Source organism: Streptomyces sp. So13.3 (assembly GCF_005860785.2).
Classification (GTDB): Bacteria; Actinomycetota; Actinomycetes; order Streptomycetales; family Streptomycetaceae; genus Actinacidiphila; species Actinacidiphila fildesensis.
Window position 1 is genome coordinate 8513331 of the sequence record NZ_CP048835.1, and the last position, 13904, is coordinate 8527234.

Annotated in this window: 13 protein-coding genes; 9 read left to right on the forward strand and 4 right to left on the reverse strand. The window is 70.6% G+C overall.

Translation table 11 applies throughout. From position 1 onward, the window contains the following. Positions 1-4 precede the first annotated feature (4 nt). The 8 genes from C8250_RS38000 (at position 5) to C8250_RS38035 (ending at position 10034) form a co-directional block, all read left to right on the forward strand. Entirely contained in the window at positions 5-1912 is a 1908-nt protein-coding gene (locus tag C8250_RS38000) for a RiPP maturation radical SAM C-methyltransferase (RefSeq protein ID WP_138355643.1), read from the forward strand. Positions 1913-2090: 178 nt separating this feature from the next. Beyond that, a complete protein-coding gene (locus tag C8250_RS38005) occupies positions 2091-2666 on the forward strand; it encodes a DUF5825 family protein (RefSeq protein WP_232485138.1) in 576 nt (191 codons plus the stop codon). Between the two features lie 158 nt (positions 2667-2824). After that, positions 2825-3961, forward strand: a complete 1137-nt coding sequence (locus tag C8250_RS38010) for a substrate-binding domain-containing protein (RefSeq protein WP_138355644.1) — start codon at positions 2825-2827, stop codon at positions 3959-3961. A 129-nt stretch (positions 3962-4090) separates the two neighbouring features. Beyond that, positions 4091-5419 carry a sugar ABC transporter substrate-binding protein gene (locus C8250_RS38015; RefSeq protein WP_138355645.1) on the forward strand — a complete coding sequence of 443 codons (1329 nt, stop codon included), beginning with the start codon at positions 4091-4093 and terminating at the stop codon, positions 5417-5419. A 120-nt stretch (positions 5420-5539) separates the two neighbouring features. Then, positions 5540-6466, forward strand: coding sequence for a sugar ABC transporter permease (locus C8250_RS38020; RefSeq protein ID WP_244809634.1), 927 nt, complete (start codon positions 5540-5542; stop codon positions 6464-6466). Between the two features lie 182 nt (positions 6467-6648). After that, complete coding sequence (locus C8250_RS38025; protein WP_232485139.1) at positions 6649-7419, forward strand: carbohydrate ABC transporter permease; 771 nt, start codon at positions 6649-6651, stop codon at positions 7417-7419. A gap of 23 nt (positions 7420-7442) precedes the next feature. Further along, positions 7443-8429, forward strand: a complete 987-nt coding sequence (locus C8250_RS38030; RefSeq protein WP_138355647.1) for a hydroxyacid dehydrogenase — start codon at positions 7443-7445, stop codon at positions 8427-8429. 54 nt (positions 8430-8483) lie between these two features. Then, the gene (locus C8250_RS38035) at positions 8484-10034 is read left to right on the forward strand and encodes an HAD-IA family hydrolase (protein WP_138355648.1); all 1551 of its coding nucleotides are present in this window, start codon (positions 8484-8486) and stop codon (positions 10032-10034) included. On the opposite strand, the gene C8250_RS38040 is transcribed toward C8250_RS38035, so the two are convergent. The 3 genes from C8250_RS38040 to C8250_RS38050 form a co-directional block, all read right to left on the reverse strand. After that, the gene (locus C8250_RS38040; RefSeq protein WP_138355649.1) at positions 10018-10518 is read right to left on the reverse strand and encodes a levansucrase; all 501 of its coding nucleotides are present in this window, start codon (positions 10516-10518) and stop codon (positions 10018-10020) included. The two genes, C8250_RS38035 and C8250_RS38040, sit on opposite strands and share 17 nt — an antisense overlap. Before the next feature lie 100 nt (positions 10519-10618). Further along, the gene (locus tag C8250_RS38045) at positions 10619-11161 is read right to left on the reverse strand and encodes a DoxX family protein (RefSeq protein WP_138355650.1); all 543 of its coding nucleotides are present in this window, start codon (positions 11159-11161) and stop codon (positions 10619-10621) included. A gap of 181 nt (positions 11162-11342) precedes the next feature. Next, complete coding sequence (locus C8250_RS38050; RefSeq protein WP_138355651.1) at positions 11343-12302, reverse strand: DUF1152 domain-containing protein; 960 nt, start codon at positions 12300-12302, stop codon at positions 11343-11345. Between the two features lie 121 nt (positions 12303-12423). Here C8250_RS38050 and C8250_RS38055 point away from each other — a divergent pair, with 121 nt between their 5' ends. Beyond that, positions 12424-13155 carry a YoaK family protein gene (locus tag C8250_RS38055; RefSeq protein WP_138355652.1) on the forward strand — a complete coding sequence of 244 codons (732 nt, stop codon included), beginning with the start codon at positions 12424-12426 and terminating at the stop codon, positions 13153-13155. Positions 13156-13191: 36 nt separating this feature from the next. On the opposite strand, the gene C8250_RS38060 is transcribed toward C8250_RS38055, so the two are convergent. Further along, the gene (locus tag C8250_RS38060) at positions 13192-13791 is read right to left on the reverse strand and encodes a GNAT family N-acetyltransferase (RefSeq protein WP_138355653.1); all 600 of its coding nucleotides are present in this window, start codon (positions 13789-13791) and stop codon (positions 13192-13194) included. Positions 13792-13904: the final 113 nt, after the last annotated feature.

Consider the following 13904-nt stretch of genomic DNA (forward strand, 5'->3'; position numbering starts at 1 on the left):
AGCCGTGCGCGTACTCCTGGTGAACATGCCCTGGTCCCCCATCGACCTTCCGTCGCTCGCGCTGGGCATCCTCAAGCGCAGCGTCGACGAGAAGACCCCCGGAGCGAGTGCGGAGGTGTTGCACGCCAACCTCGAATACGTGGACTGGATCACCCGACGGCGGGAGTTCACGCTGGAGGACTACGAGTACTTCTCGCTCTCCTCCTACTTCATGGGATGCGGCGACTGGGTCTTCTCCGCCGCCCTGTACGAGGACCCGCAGTGGCGGGTCGCCGAGTTCACCGAGGCGATGAAGGGCCGGCTGCGCAAGGAGCGCATGGCCATGACCCTCGAACTGCACGAGGACGCGGCCGAGTTCGTCCAGCTGATGGCCGACCGGATCGTGGCGGCCGAGCCCGACGTCGTCGGCTTCACCTCGACGTTCCAGCAGAACACCGCGGCGCTGGCCGCGGCCAAGTACGTCAAGCGCATGGCCCCGCACATCCGCATCGTCATGGGCGGCGCCAACTGCGACGGCGCGCAGGGCGAGTCGGTGCACCGGAACTTCCCGTTCGTCGACTTCGTGATCCGCGGCGAGGGCGAGCAGACGTTCCCCGCGCTCCTGACCGCGCTCCAGGAGGACACCGACCTGACGAAGGTCCCCGGTCTGTGCCACCGGGTGGACGGGCGGAGCGTGGCCAACCCGATGAGCACCGTGCCGATGCCGCCGGCCGCCATCCTGCCGCCCGACTACACCGGCTACTTCGAGCGGCTGGTCGCGTCGAAGGCCCGGTCCTGGGTGGAGCCCAAGCTGGTGGTCGAGGGCGCCCGCGGCTGCTGGTGGGGCGAGAAGCACCACTGCACGTTCTGCGGCCTCAACGGCTCGTCGATGCAGTTCCGCAGCAAGAGCCCGGACACCTTCTACGAGGAGATCATCGGCCTCGCAGAGAAGCACAAGGTGCTGGACATGTACGTCGTCGACAACATCCTCGACATGGGCTACCTCAGCACCGTCCTGCCGTGCATCATCGAGAGCGACTACGACCTGCGCATGCACATCGAGATCAAGTCCAACATGCGCGTCAACCAGCTGCAGATCCTCGCCGACGCCGGACTGATCTATGTGCAGCCCGGCATCGAGAGCCTCAACAGCCGGGTGCTCGACCTGATGGACAAGGGGGTCAGCGGCACCCAGAACGTGCGGATGCTGCGCGACGGCGCCGCGGTGGGGCTGTCCATCTCCTGGAACTACCTGCACGGCTTCCCCGGCGAGACCGCCGCCGACTACGACGACGTCATCGCCCAGATTCCGGCACTCGAGCACCTCAACCCGCCGGTCGACCTGTCGGCGCGGATCGCCATCGAACGGTTCAGCCCCTACTTCAACAAGCCCGAACTGGGCTTCTCCGAACTGCGTCCCGCGGAGCCCTACCGGCTGACGTACGACCTGCCGGAATCGGAGATGCTCGATCTGGCGTACGTCTTCGACGTGCCGCCGCGCGGCGTGGGCGACGAGACGGTCAAGCCGCTCAACGACGCCCTTGCCGCCTGGAAGACGAACTACCGCAGCAGCCGTCTCACCCACGCGGACCTCGGTGACCGCGTCATCCTGGTCAACCGCCGGCGCGCCTTCGACTGGACCACCCTCGAACTCGCCGACCCCGTCCAGGTGTCCGCGTTCCGGCTGCTGGAGCAGCCGCACGCGCCGGCCGCCCTCACCCGCAAGATCGCCGCCCGTAACCCGGGGGTGGCGGTCACCGAGGCGTCGGTCGAGGAGCTGCTGCTCGAATGGCGCCGGCTGGGAGTGGTGTTCACCGACGGCGGCCAGTACGTCCACGTGGCGCCGCCGGCGGTCAACGAGGACATGCTGCGGCTGGACTTCATGCGCTACGCCCACCAGGTCCGGCAGGTACAGCCCCCGGCCCTGGTGTGACCGGCCCCGGCACCTTCTCGTCGCTGGATCAGCACCGGCCCCGCACACAACAGCACCAGCGTCCGCGCACGCGAAGGAGACTCCGTTGAGCATCACCACCGACACCACCCGGCCACCGGCCACGCTGACGATCACCGCCTGGCGCGACCACGATCCGGCCGCCTGCGAGCTTCCCGGCATGCTGCTGGGACGGCTGGAGGTCCAGGGCGGCGGATCGGCGGCGGTCCGGCAACTGTGGGACCAGGGCGCGCGCCGGGTCGAACTGCCGGGCGTCGTCGATCTGACCGACCCCACCGCGGCCGCGGACACCGTCCGTACTCTGTGCCTCATCCGCGATCTGACCGCCCGCGCCGTCTACGTCGACTGGCGGCTGCGCACCGGACCGGATCCGGAGGCCTGGCTGCCGCTGAACCATCTGCACCCGCCCCTGGAGGTGGAGGGTCCGCCGGACCCCGAGGAGGTGGTGCGCCAATGGCGCGACGGGCACTACCTGTGCAAGTGCATCTGGCGCAACGGTCCCGGCTTCGTGCAGATCCGCGACCGGCGCTGGGGCGAACTGCACCGCTTCACCGCCGAGGAGCCGCACTACCACCGGGCGATCACCCTGCTGGAGCACGGCGCACCGGCCGCGGAGCTTCCCGCGGACGTGCTGGCCGACTTCCGCGAGGAGCGGCTGATCGGTGAGGTCGGCGAGCTGGCGTGGTGGCTGCCGTACCGGATCCAGCGCTGGATCCACACAGCGATGGTGGTGTGAGCTCCGCTCTCCTTCAGCTGGTGTCGTGGCGGCCTCCTGCGCAGGCGATCGATCGTAACGATCGGAAAGCGATCGATATGATAGAGGCGTAGAGTGCGGTCATGTCGTGAGCGGATCGCACACGGCTGGCCATTGCTGCCGCGACCAGGGGGAATCCAATGCGGATGCACGTCGACCAGCGTCATGAACTGGTGCTGAAGCTCGTCCGCGAACGGGGCAGTATCCGGGTCGCCGACCTGGCCGCCGAGCTGGGCGTCTCCTCCGTCACGCTACGCCGGGACGTGGAGACGCTGGCCGAGCAGGGTCGGGTGCGCAGGCTGCACGGATCGGTCGTCTGGCCGCACGATCCGCAGGCCGCCGACCGGGCCGCGCCGAGCGCTCCCGCCGCCCCGGCCGGCGGCGGCCAGGGGCCCGTGATCGGCATGGTCGTGCCCACCACCGACTACTACTTCGCGGCCGTCGTCGCCGGCGCCCGCGAGGCCGCCGCCGCCCGTGGCGCGCGCCTGGTCATCGGCCTGTCGCAGTACCTGCCGCACGAGGACCGCGCGCAGGCCGCGCGGCTGCTGTCGACAGGCGCCGACGGGCTGCTGCTCACCCCGAGCTGGGGGCACGGCGTGCCGGAGCCCGGCCAGGAGGAGTGGATCGCGCAGCAGGGCGTTCCCGCCGTGCTGGTGGAGCGCTGGGCGCCGCTCGGCAGTCCGGCGGCGGCGCTGGACCGAGTGCGTACCGACCACGCGCACGGCGCCGCGCTCGCCGTGCGCCATCTGGCCTCGCTCGGGCACCGTACGGTCGCGCTGGCCGCCCAGGAGAGCCCGACCGCCGTGCAGTTGGCCATCGGGCACGCGGCCGCGGTCGAAGCGCTGGGACTCGACCCGGCCCCCCGGTCGCCGCTGGAACTCGAGCCGTCGCGCGACGAGTCCGACCGGTTCGACCGGACGTTGGAGTACCTGTGCGACGCGGTCGGCAAGCACGGGGTGACGGCGACGCTGGTGCACAGCGACGCGGACGCCATCGTGCTCATCCCACGGTTGCAGGCGCGCGGTGTGCGGGTGCCCGAGGACCTGGCCCTGATCGCGTACGACGACGAGGTCGCGGGTCTCGCGGATCTGCCGCTGACGGCGGTCGCCCCGCCGAAGCGCGTGGTCGGGGCGCTCGCCGCCGACCTGCTGCTCGACCGGCTCGCGGAGCACTCCCAGGGGGCCCCGGCGCAGCCGCGCCGGCATGTGGAGCTGCTGCCGGAGCTGCGGGTACGGCAGTCCTGCGGTGCGGCGGCCGGTAGCACGCTGAGCGAGTGATCGCAGTTATCTGATCGATATTCGATCTAGACGATCGAATCACTCATTCGCTCTTGACGGCGATCGATGTTGCGCAAATGATGGCCTGCATTCACCTCATCTGTCGGGGTCACCGTAGGAGCACGCGCAATGAAGCCCATCTCCCAGCCCACCTCCCGTACGACCCGTCTCGCGCTCGCGGCCGTTGTGGCCTCCCTCGCGCTGGCCACCACCGCCTGCGGTGGGGACAAGGCCGCGGCCGGCGGCGCCGCGCCGGACGCCAAGCCGGTCACCCTGACGTACTGGGGGTGGGCCAAGGGGGCCCAGGCGACCGTCGACGCGTTCAACAAGACCCACAAGGACATCCACGTCAGGTACTCGGAGATCGCCGGGGGTCCGGACGGATACTCCAAGATCACCAACGCGGTCAAGGCCGGCAACGCCCCCGACGTGGCGGGGATCGAGTACACCCAGCTTCCGGAGTTCGCCAGCCAGGGACTGCTCGAGGACCTGACCGAGCGGGCCGGCGACACCGTCAAGCAGAAGTTCCCGGCCTCCATCCAGGACCTGGTGACCTTCGGCGGCAAGACCTGGGCCGTGCCCTACGACGTCGCGCCCCAGCTGTACTACTACCGCACGGACCTGTTCCAGAAGTACGGCATAGCCGTCCCCAAGACCTGGGCAGAGTTCAAGACCGCCGGCGAGAAGCTCCAGCAGGCCGACAAGAACGTGCACATCGCGTCCTGGCCCGACAACGACGCCGTGCTGCTCGCGGCCCTCGCCTGGCAGGGCGGCGGCAAGTGGTTCAGCACCGAGGGCGACGCCTGGAAGGTCGGCATCAACGACGCCGCGTCCCAGAAGGTCGCCTCCTACTGGCAGGGACTCGTCGACAGCGGCGTCGTCAACTCCATCCCGGCCGGCAGCGAGGACGAGACCAAGGCCAGGACCTCCGGCACCGTCGCCAGCTTCCTCGGTGCCTCCTGGAGCGCGGGCGGCATGACCGTCGCGATGCCGAAGCTGAGCGGCAAGTGGGGGATCGCCCCGCTGCCCACCTGGGACGGGAAGCCCGCCAGCGGCGGCTACGGCGGCACCACGTACGCCGTGCCGAAGGGCAGCAAGCACGTCAAGGAAGCGGCCGAGTTCTCCCGGTGGGTCACCACGGACGCCGCCGCCGTCACCGCCCGCCTCAGCTCGCTGACCTCGCCGAGCAGCGCCCTGCCCGCCAACGTCGAGATGCGTGACGTGGCCGCGAAGGCGTTCAAGGGCGGGGCCTACTACGCGGGCTTCGACGTCTACAAGATCGCCGGTGCGCAGGTCGACACCATCGTCCCGGGCTGGACGTTCGGCCCCGTGCAGATCGCGACCAACACCGCCATCACCGACGCGGCGGCCAAGGGAAACCTGACTCAGGGACTGACGGCAGGTCAGGCGTCCGCCGAGAAGGGCATCAAGGAGCGCGGGCTGAACCTGGTCAAGTGACCGCCGGGCCGGCGGGACCGCCCGCCGGCCCCGTCGTCCGGTCTCCGGCCACCCGCCGGGCACGCGCTGACGTGCCCGGCGGGCCCCACTCCCCACGACCCCGCTCCCAAGGAGTCCCCCGTGGCAGTACCACTCGCCCGGACCCCGCGCCGCCGCGCCGCCGCCCGACCGGGCCAACGCGGCGCCGTGACCGTGCTCCTGGTCCCGTTCTTCGCCCTGTTCGGCCTCGTGATGGTGGCGCCCATCGGCTACGCGGTGTGGATGAGCCTGTTCCAGGAACGCTCCTCCGGTCTCGGCTTCGGCGGCACCGAACGCGTCTTCTCGGGCCTGGGCAACTACTCCAGAGCCCTGTCCGACCCGGCGTTCCGTACCTCGTTCCTGCACATCGCCGTGTACTGCGTCGCCTACATCCCGGTGATGATCGGCGGCGCGCTCGTCCTCGCGCTACTCCTGGACTCCGCCCTCAGCAGGGCGAAGCGCTTCCTGCAGCTCGCCCTCTTCCTGCCGCACGCGGTGCCCAGCATGATCGCGGCGATCATCTGGATCTACCTCTACACGCCGGGCCTCAGCCCGGTCACCGGCTGGATCGAGAGCCTCGGCGGCAACTGGGCCTTCTTCTCCGCCGACCACGCGCTCTCCTCGATGATCAATATCGCGGTGTGGCAGTGGATCGGCTACAACATGGTCATCTTCTACGCCGCGCTGCAGGCCGTCCCGCGCGAGACGCTGGAGGCGGCGGTGGTCGACGGGGCGGGCGAACTGCGGATCGCCTGGCAGATCAAGGTGCCGGTGATCCGCTCGTCCGTGGTGCTGACACTGCTGTTCACCTGCGTCGGCGCGGTCCAGCTCTTCAACGAGCCGAAGATCCTCTCCAGTCGGGCCTCCTCCCTCGGCTCGACCTGGTCACCGACCATGTACATCTTCAAAGCCGCCTTCGAACGCCATGACTACGGTCTGGCCGCCGCGTCCTCGCTGCTGCTGGCCCTGGCCGCCGCCGCACTCTCCTTCATCGTCAGCAGGATCGGAAACCGGGGGAAGACGGCATGAGCACCCTTGATCTCGACGGCCGCCAGGCCGTCCCCGGCACGCTTCCGGCCACCCCCGTTCGCGAAGGACCCGGGCCGGACCACCGCCCCACCGGACGCTCCCGGCGCCGGCGCCCCACCGGCGCCCTGCTGTCCCGGGCGGCAGTCAACGGCCTGCTCGCCGTCGCCGCCCTCTACACCCTGATGCCGCTGGCCTGGCTGCTGATCGCGGCGACCAAGGACCACGGCGATCTGTTCGGCACCGGCGGCTTCACCCTCGGCGCGTTCCACCTCTTCGACAACCTCCGGGCCGTGTTCACCGCCGACGGCGGCATCTACGGCCGCTGGCTGCTCAACAGCCTGCTGTACTCGCTCGTGGGCTCGCTCGTCTCGACCCTCATCTGCGTGGCCGCCGGATACGCCTTCGACAAGTACCACTTCGCGGGCAAGGACAAGCTCTTCGGTGTCGTCCTGGCGGGCATCCTCGTACCCGGCACCGTCATCTCGCTGCCCATGTACCTGCTCGCCTCCGAGGCCGGCCTGGTCAACACCTACTGGGCGGTGCTGATCCCGTCCCTGGTCAACCCGTTCGGGGTCTATCTGGCCCGGGTCTTCTCCGAGGGCTACATCCCGAACGAGGTGCTGGAAGCGGCCCGGATGGACGGCGCGGGCGAGCTGAAGACGTTCCGGACCGTCTCGCTGCCCATGCTGGCGCCGGGCTTCATGACCATCTTCCTGTTCTCGTTCACCGGCAGCTGGAACAGCTTCTACCTGCCGCTGATGATGCTCAACGACCAGCACCTCTACCCGGTCGGCCTGGGCATCTACAACTGGAACACCGTCGTCGTGAACAACCCCGAGTACTACAGCCTGGCGATCACCGGAGCCCTCGTCGCCGTACTGCCCCTCATCGCCGTCTTCATCGGCCTGCAGCGCTTCTGGCGCTCCGGCCTCACCGCCGGAGCCGTCAAGTGAACCGTCCCCGCACCGTCCTGGCCATGAGCGCCGAGACCCGGGACTCCGTCCTCGACCCGGCCGCGCTGCGCCGGCTGGAACGCACCGTGCAGATCGACACCGGCCTGCTGGCCGTTGACTTCAGCCCCCGTGACACCGCGCTGACCAGGGCCCTGAGCGAAGCGGAAGTGCTGTTCACCGGCTGGGGCTGCCCGCCTCTGACGCGGCAGGCGCTCGCCGGGATGCCCCGGCTGCGCGCCGTCGTGCACGCGGCCGGCTCCGTCAAGGGCCATATGACGGAGGCGGCCTGGGAGTGCGGCATCACGGTGTCCACGGCCGCGGCCGCCAACGCGCTGCCGGTCGCCGAGTACACGCTCGCCGCCGTCCTGTTCGCCAACAAGCGCGTCCTGGCGGGCGCCGAGGCCTACCGGCGTACCCGCGACCGGGTCCGGTTGCTCGAACATTTTCCGACGGTCGGCAACTACCGCCGCACCATCGGCGTGGTCGGCGCTTCCGCCGTCGGCCGCCGCGTCATCGAACTCCTGCGGCCGTTCGATCTCACCGTCCTCGTCCACGACCCGTATCTCGAACCGTCGGAAGCGGCCCTTCTGGGCGCGACCCCGGTCGAGCTCGACGACCTGGTGCGGCGCAGCGACGTGGTCACCATCCACGCCCCCGAACTGCCCGAGACCCGGAACCTGTTCGGCGCCGCCAGGATCGCCCTGATGCGGGACGGCGCCACGCTCGTCAACACCGCGCGCGGTTCGCTCGTCGACACCCAGGCGCTCACGGCCGAACTCGTCTCCGGCCGCCTGCACGCGGTCCTGGACATCACCGTCCCCGACGTCCTCCCGGCGGGCTCCCCGCTCTACGACCTGCCGAACGTCCTGCTGACCCCGCACATGGCCGGCTCGCTGGGCGGCGAACTGCGGCGGCTCGCCGACACGGCCATCGATGAACTGGAGCGGTACGCGCAGGGGTTGCCCTTCGCGCACCCGGTGCACGCCGCCGCACTCGTGCACTCCGCCTGATCCGTCTCGTCCGCCACCACCGGCCACGTACGTTCCGCCCGAGAGGAAACCCCGTTGTCCGAGCCGTCCCAGCCCGCATCCACGCCGGAGAAGGCGCGTCGTGTCCTGGTCGTCGGGATCGACGGTGTCCGTCACGACGTCCTCCTCGCGCTCCCGACCCCGCACATCGACGCGGTCGCGGCCGCCGGCTTCCTGGCCGCCGTCGAGGTCGCCGACGGCACGCCCACGATGTCGGGGCCGTGCTGGGCCACGATCACCACCGGGGTCACCGTCGACAAGCACGCGGTCTGGAGCAACGACTTCTCCGGGAACCGGCTCAGGGTCTTTCCCGACTTCGCCACCCGCCTCGCCCGGCAGGACGGCAGGCGCACGTATGTCGCCGCCGGCTGGGACCCGCTGGTCACCGTCGCGAACGGCGGGCCACTCTTCGCGCACCCGTCCCGGCTGAGCTACAGCGCCCCGGCCGCCGACACTCCCCAGGCGTGGGAGGACTGCGACGAGCAGATCACCGAGGACGCCGTGCGGGTCCTCGGTACCGACGACCCCGAGGCCTCGTTCGTCTACCTCGGAGCCCCGGACGAGACCGCCCACTTCCTGGGCTGCGGGGCGGAGTACGAGCGGTCCGTCGTCCGGGCCGACGAGCGGCTGGGCCGCATACTGGCCGCCGTTCGCCACCGGGCCGGCTACGACGACGAGACCTGGACGGTGATCGTGGTGACCGACCACGGCCACGTCCGGGCCGGCGGCCACGGCGGTCGGTCGGGCGCGGAACGCACCGCCTGGGTGGCCTGCTCAGGACCGGACGTCACTGCGGGCCGCACCCCGGACCGGGTACGCCACGAGGACGTGGCGGCGCATGTGTACGCGGCCCTGGGCCGGACCGCCGACCGGCACTGGACGCTCGACGGACGTCCGTTCACCGCGGCGCCGCGCGCGGTGCTGTTCGACATGGACGGCACCCTCGTCGACACCGAATCCCTGTGGTGGCAGACGGTCGCGGCGCTCGCCCAGGAGCTCGGCCACGAACTCGGCGACGCGGACCTGCCGGCCGTCCTGGGCCGGAGCGTCCACGACACCGCCGCCCATCTGCACGACGTCACCGGCACCGGCCGCGAGCCGGCCGGGCTCGCCGCCGAACTCGACCGCCGGTTCCTCGCCGCCGTCCAGGAGCGGACCGTCGCACGGCCCGGTGCCGTCGAACTCCTCGACCTGCTGGAACGCGAGGGCGTTCCGGTCGGGTTGGTGTCGGCGTCGCCGCGAAGTGTCATGGACGCCGTACTGAAAACCCTGGGCGCGTACCGCTTCCAGGTCACCGTCGCCGAGGGCGAGACCCCCGCCACGAAGCCGGCCCCCGATCCGTATCTCGCCGCCGCCGGGTCACTCGGCGTGCCGCCCGCCGCCTGCGTCGCGGTGGAGGACACCCCGGTCGGGGTGGCCTCGGCGGAGGCCGCGGGCTGCGTCGTGCTCGCGGTGCCGTCGCTCGCACCCATCCCTGCGGCGCCCGGCCGGACGGTGCGCGGCAGCCTCGAAGGGATCGACCTCGACTGGCTGAGGACGCTCGTCGCCGCGGGGAACGCGTCAGGACCCCTCAGGCAGGGTGGTTGAAGTAGCGGTCGCCCTTCTCGATGAGATGGGACGAGTAGATCCAGCCCAGAGCGGGCTTGCCGCGGAAGAGTCCGACGTAGTGCCGGGCGGTGTCGACCACGACGGGCCGGGCGAAGCAGGCGAACTGGTTGCGCTGCTTCTCCTCCGCCCACGCCATCGCGGCCGGATCGACGCGCTCGCTGACGAGGACGGGGAAGACGGCGACCCCGGTCTGCATCCCCACGGGGAGGCCGCCCTTGTTCTTCTTGGCGAAGCTCAGGGTCTGCGTGGTGAACGTGTCGATGGTGGCCGCGGTTATCTCGGGGACGGCCGCGGCGATCGTGAACACATGCAGATTGGTGGCCATCCAGCGCAGCCGGAAGTCGGACCGCCGGCCGACCAGCACGCGGACACCGGACCAGTCCTGCCACTGCGGGTTGCAGCCGTCGGCCGTCAGCCGGCTTTCCACCGCGGCCAGATAGTTTCGTGGTGACTCTTCGCTCATGGACGTGATTGTCCCCGGAACCGCCGCCCCCGTGAAGATCCCGGGAGGGACGGACCCGAAGCGGGTCCGTCCCTCCGTACGACCGGGCGGGCTCCGCCCGTTACACGGAGGAGGAGGCGGGAACCTCGGACCGCGCGGGGGTCACGGAACCGGTGTCGTTGCCGTCGTGCGAGCCGGAGGCGAAGACCGCCGCGGCCGGTGCGACGGCCGTCACGGTGTTGTTGGCGGCGATCCGCCCGAACAGCGCGTCGAGCGACCAGCGGCCCGGCCCTGCGACGACGATCAGCAGAAACGTCCAGGCGTACAGCGCGGCCGGCTCGCCGCCGTTCTGGATCGGCCACAGGGCGTGCTGCTGGTGCTCGGTGAAGTACGCGTAGGCCATCGAGCCGGAGCAGATCAGCGCGGCGTACCGGGTCCCGAGGCCGAGCATCACCAGCCCGCCGCCGACGAACTGGATCACCGCCGCGTACCAGCCGGGCCACGTACCGGCAGCGACGGTCCCGCCGCCGAACGCACCACCGAGGACACCGAAGAGCGAAGCGGCGCCATGGCACGCGAAGAGCAGCCCGACGACGATCCGGAACAGCGACAGCACCTGCTCCTGAGCGAGGGCGGCCGACGTCCGTGAAGTGGAGAAACGCATGGGGGGTCTCCTACGGCAGAAAGGGAGGTACCGATGCGGGAAGAGTAGGAAGATTGGTTGAAGCCGGGCTTAAATCCCGTGCGGCACCCGTGTGTCGCCGACCGCGGTACAGCCGAATGGCGGAACGGCGTGTTGACGCCCACGGCATGCCACCCCACCGCCAAGGGCGCGGGGGCACGGCTCAGTGCGGGAACGTACGCGGCGGCCGCTGCCGGGGCAGGTCGTCGCGGAACTCCGCTATTCGGCTGCTGATCTGACGCACGAGCTGGGTGTCCTCGATGCGGTCGAGGTAGCGGGAACGGCGAGCGACACCGTCCAGATCGAACGAGAAGTACAGGGTCATGAGGGGGTTGATGAAGAGTTCGGAACGCCGGGTGCGGTCGGTGAACCGCACATCGCCGAACTCCCCTCGTACCGCCGCGGCGATCGAGCCGTTGACGATGCTCGGGTGCACGGCGGTCTCCGCCTGGGCATGGGCCACCGCGTCCAGGTACAGGGCGCCCTCGGGGGTGTCCCGGGGGACGGACAGCGCCCCGAGATACGCGCCGTCGCGGTCGAGAGCGGCGATGTTCTCCAACACGTGGGAGTGGTTCACCCCGTGGTACGCGTCGATGCCGAAGCCCAGGCACACGACGAGCCGGTTCGGTACCGCGAGTCCGCGCACGGCCGCGAGGCTCGCCATGTCCTCCTCCGGCGTGCCGAGCCCCGACTCGTCGCCGCGCATGAGGATGTCCGTGCCCCCGTCGACCAGCACGATCGCATCCACGGCGAGGTGGCCGACCAGCGCCTCGTAAGCCGCCCGCAGCGGCTGCACCCCGATCGACGGGAAGGCGTACACGGTCTCCGGCATGCCCTGCCGCCGCAGCCAGCGCGCCAGCGTCCGCTCGGGAAAGTACTCCGCGGCCGACACGGTGTCCGGCCCGATCTCGGCGACGTCCGGCGCGAGCCACACCTCGGAGTCGAGCCCGTGGAGATCGCTGAACGAGAAGTTCGCCAGGTGGACGTCCTTGCCCTGGGCCCGGAGCGCCAGCGCCAGCGGCAGACCGGCGTACACATCGAAGCCACCGCCCGCGCCGGCGATGAGCACCCGGCGGGCCGGTCCGAGGCGTGCGAAAAGGGGCGGTACGGCAAAAGAGGACATGGCAGGGGATCGTACCGGCGTAGCCGGAACCCGGAGGTGCTGTGGTGTATCCCTTGGCGTGGAGGACGGATCCGGCGCTGCCCGGACGCCGTCCCCGCATCACCCGAAGGGAGCCGCCGCCGTGGCCACTGTCCTGCGCGATGCCTGGAAGACCCTGGTCCCTGATCTCGACAGCCGGCATGGGCCGCTGCCACCGCTGCTCCTCGCGCTGACCGTCGTCACCGGGCTCGTCGACGCCTTCAGCTATCTGGTGCTGGGACATGTCTTCGTGGCCAACATGACGGGCAACGTCGTCTTCATGGCCTTCTCACTGGCCGGTGCCGAGGGTTTCTCCCTGATGGCCTCGCTGGTGTCGCTCGCCTCCTTCGTCGTGGGGGCGGTGATCGGCGGGCGGAGCGCCAACCGCTTTCCGGACCACCGCGCACGACTGCTGCTCGCGGCGACCGCCCTCGAAGGCGTCCTCGTCCTGGCGGCCTACCTGAGCAGCGAACTGACCGCCGATCCACCGTCCACGGCCGCCCGCTATCTGCTCATCGTTCTGCTCGGCCTGGCCATGGGCGGGCAGAACGCCGCCGCCCGACGGCTGGGCGTCCCCGATCTCACCACCACGGTCCTGACGCAGACCATCACCGGTATCGCCGCCGACGGGCGGCTCGCGGGAGGCACCGCCGGCAAGACCGGCACCCGTGCCCTGTCGGCGATCGCGATGTTCCTGGGAGCCGTGGCCGGCGGGCTGCTCATCCACAACTCCGACCCGGCGCTGCCGCTGCTGATCGCCGTTCTGACACTGGCGGCGATGGTCGCGGTGGCGGCTCTCCAGGTCCGCTCCACGCGGCCCTGGATCGCCGCCTGACGCCACTGCGCGTCCGCTACGCGTGCGGAGGCGGTGTCACTCCGTGCCGTGCACCGGCCGCCAGAGCGGGTACATCGCCTCGGGGTCAAAGGGCAGGGCCAGCGGCTCGCCGAGATCGGTGTAGCCGTGCCGCAGGTAGAGCTTGCGGCTGGCGGGGCTGGTCGCCTCCAGATAGGACGGGCGGCCGGCCCGGTCGAGCGTCTCGTGGTGCAGCCGGAGCAGCAGCGAGCCGATGCCGTTGCCCTGCAGGTCCGGGTGGACGACCAGGAACGCCAGGTGCTCGTAGTCGCCGAGATCGGTGGGATGGGCGCGCTCCATGGCCTCATCGAGCTCGTGGAACCGCCCGACGTGCTCCTGGCACGCGGCCGACAGCAGCTCGTCGTAGCCCTCAATGGCGGGGGAGGGCTCCGGGAGCCAGACCGCGGCGGCCCGCAGATCGTCGGTCACATGGACCGTGCCGTGGCGCAGCGCGTGTCCGACGAGGATCCGGAAGAAGTGCGGGAAGATCGCCGGGTGCCGTTCGCGCACGGGGACCAGCCAACTGTGCAGCGGCAGTTCGTCGAAGACGGTCGCCAGGAGCCGGGCGACGGTCTCCTCCTCGGCGATGACGGCCTGTCGGACGGATATCCCGGTCACGCGCGCACTCCTATGGTCGGCTTCTGGCGGCCGGCCCAGATCCTATCCGCCGTCCGTCGGCAACCGGTCATCGACCAGGGCGACTTCCCCGTCCGCCCCGGGCCGGCGGGGGA

What these genes read in the sequence shown, in the direction of transcription:
- C8250_RS38005 (WP_232485138.1), top strand. Translation starts at nt 2,091, where the DNA reads ATGCTGCTGGGACGGCTGGAGGTCCAGGGCGGCGGATCGGCGGCGGTC.
- C8250_RS38010 (WP_138355644.1), top strand. Translation starts at nt 2,825, where the DNA reads ATGCGGATGCACGTCGACCAGCGTCATGAACTGGTGCTGAAGCTCGTC.
- C8250_RS38015 (WP_138355645.1), top strand. Translation starts at nt 4,091, where the DNA reads ATGAAGCCCATCTCCCAGCCCACCTCCCGTACGACCCGTCTCGCGCTC.
- C8250_RS38025 (WP_232485139.1), top strand. Translation starts at nt 6,649, where the DNA reads ATGCCGCTGGCCTGGCTGCTGATCGCGGCGACCAAGGACCACGGCGAT.
- C8250_RS38030 (WP_138355647.1), top strand. Translation starts at nt 7,443, where the DNA reads ATGAGCGCCGAGACCCGGGACTCCGTCCTCGACCCGGCCGCGCTGCGC.
- C8250_RS38040 (WP_138355649.1), bottom strand. Translation starts at nt 10,518, where the DNA reads ATGAGCGAAGAGTCACCACGAAACTATCTGGCCGCGGTGGAAAGCCGG.
- C8250_RS38045 (WP_138355650.1), bottom strand. Translation starts at nt 11,161, where the DNA reads ATGCGTTTCTCCACTTCACGGACGTCGGCCGCCCTCGCTCAGGAGCAG.
- C8250_RS38050 (WP_138355651.1), bottom strand. Translation starts at nt 12,302, where the DNA reads ATGTCCTCTTTTGCCGTACCGCCCCTTTTCGCACGCCTCGGACCGGCC.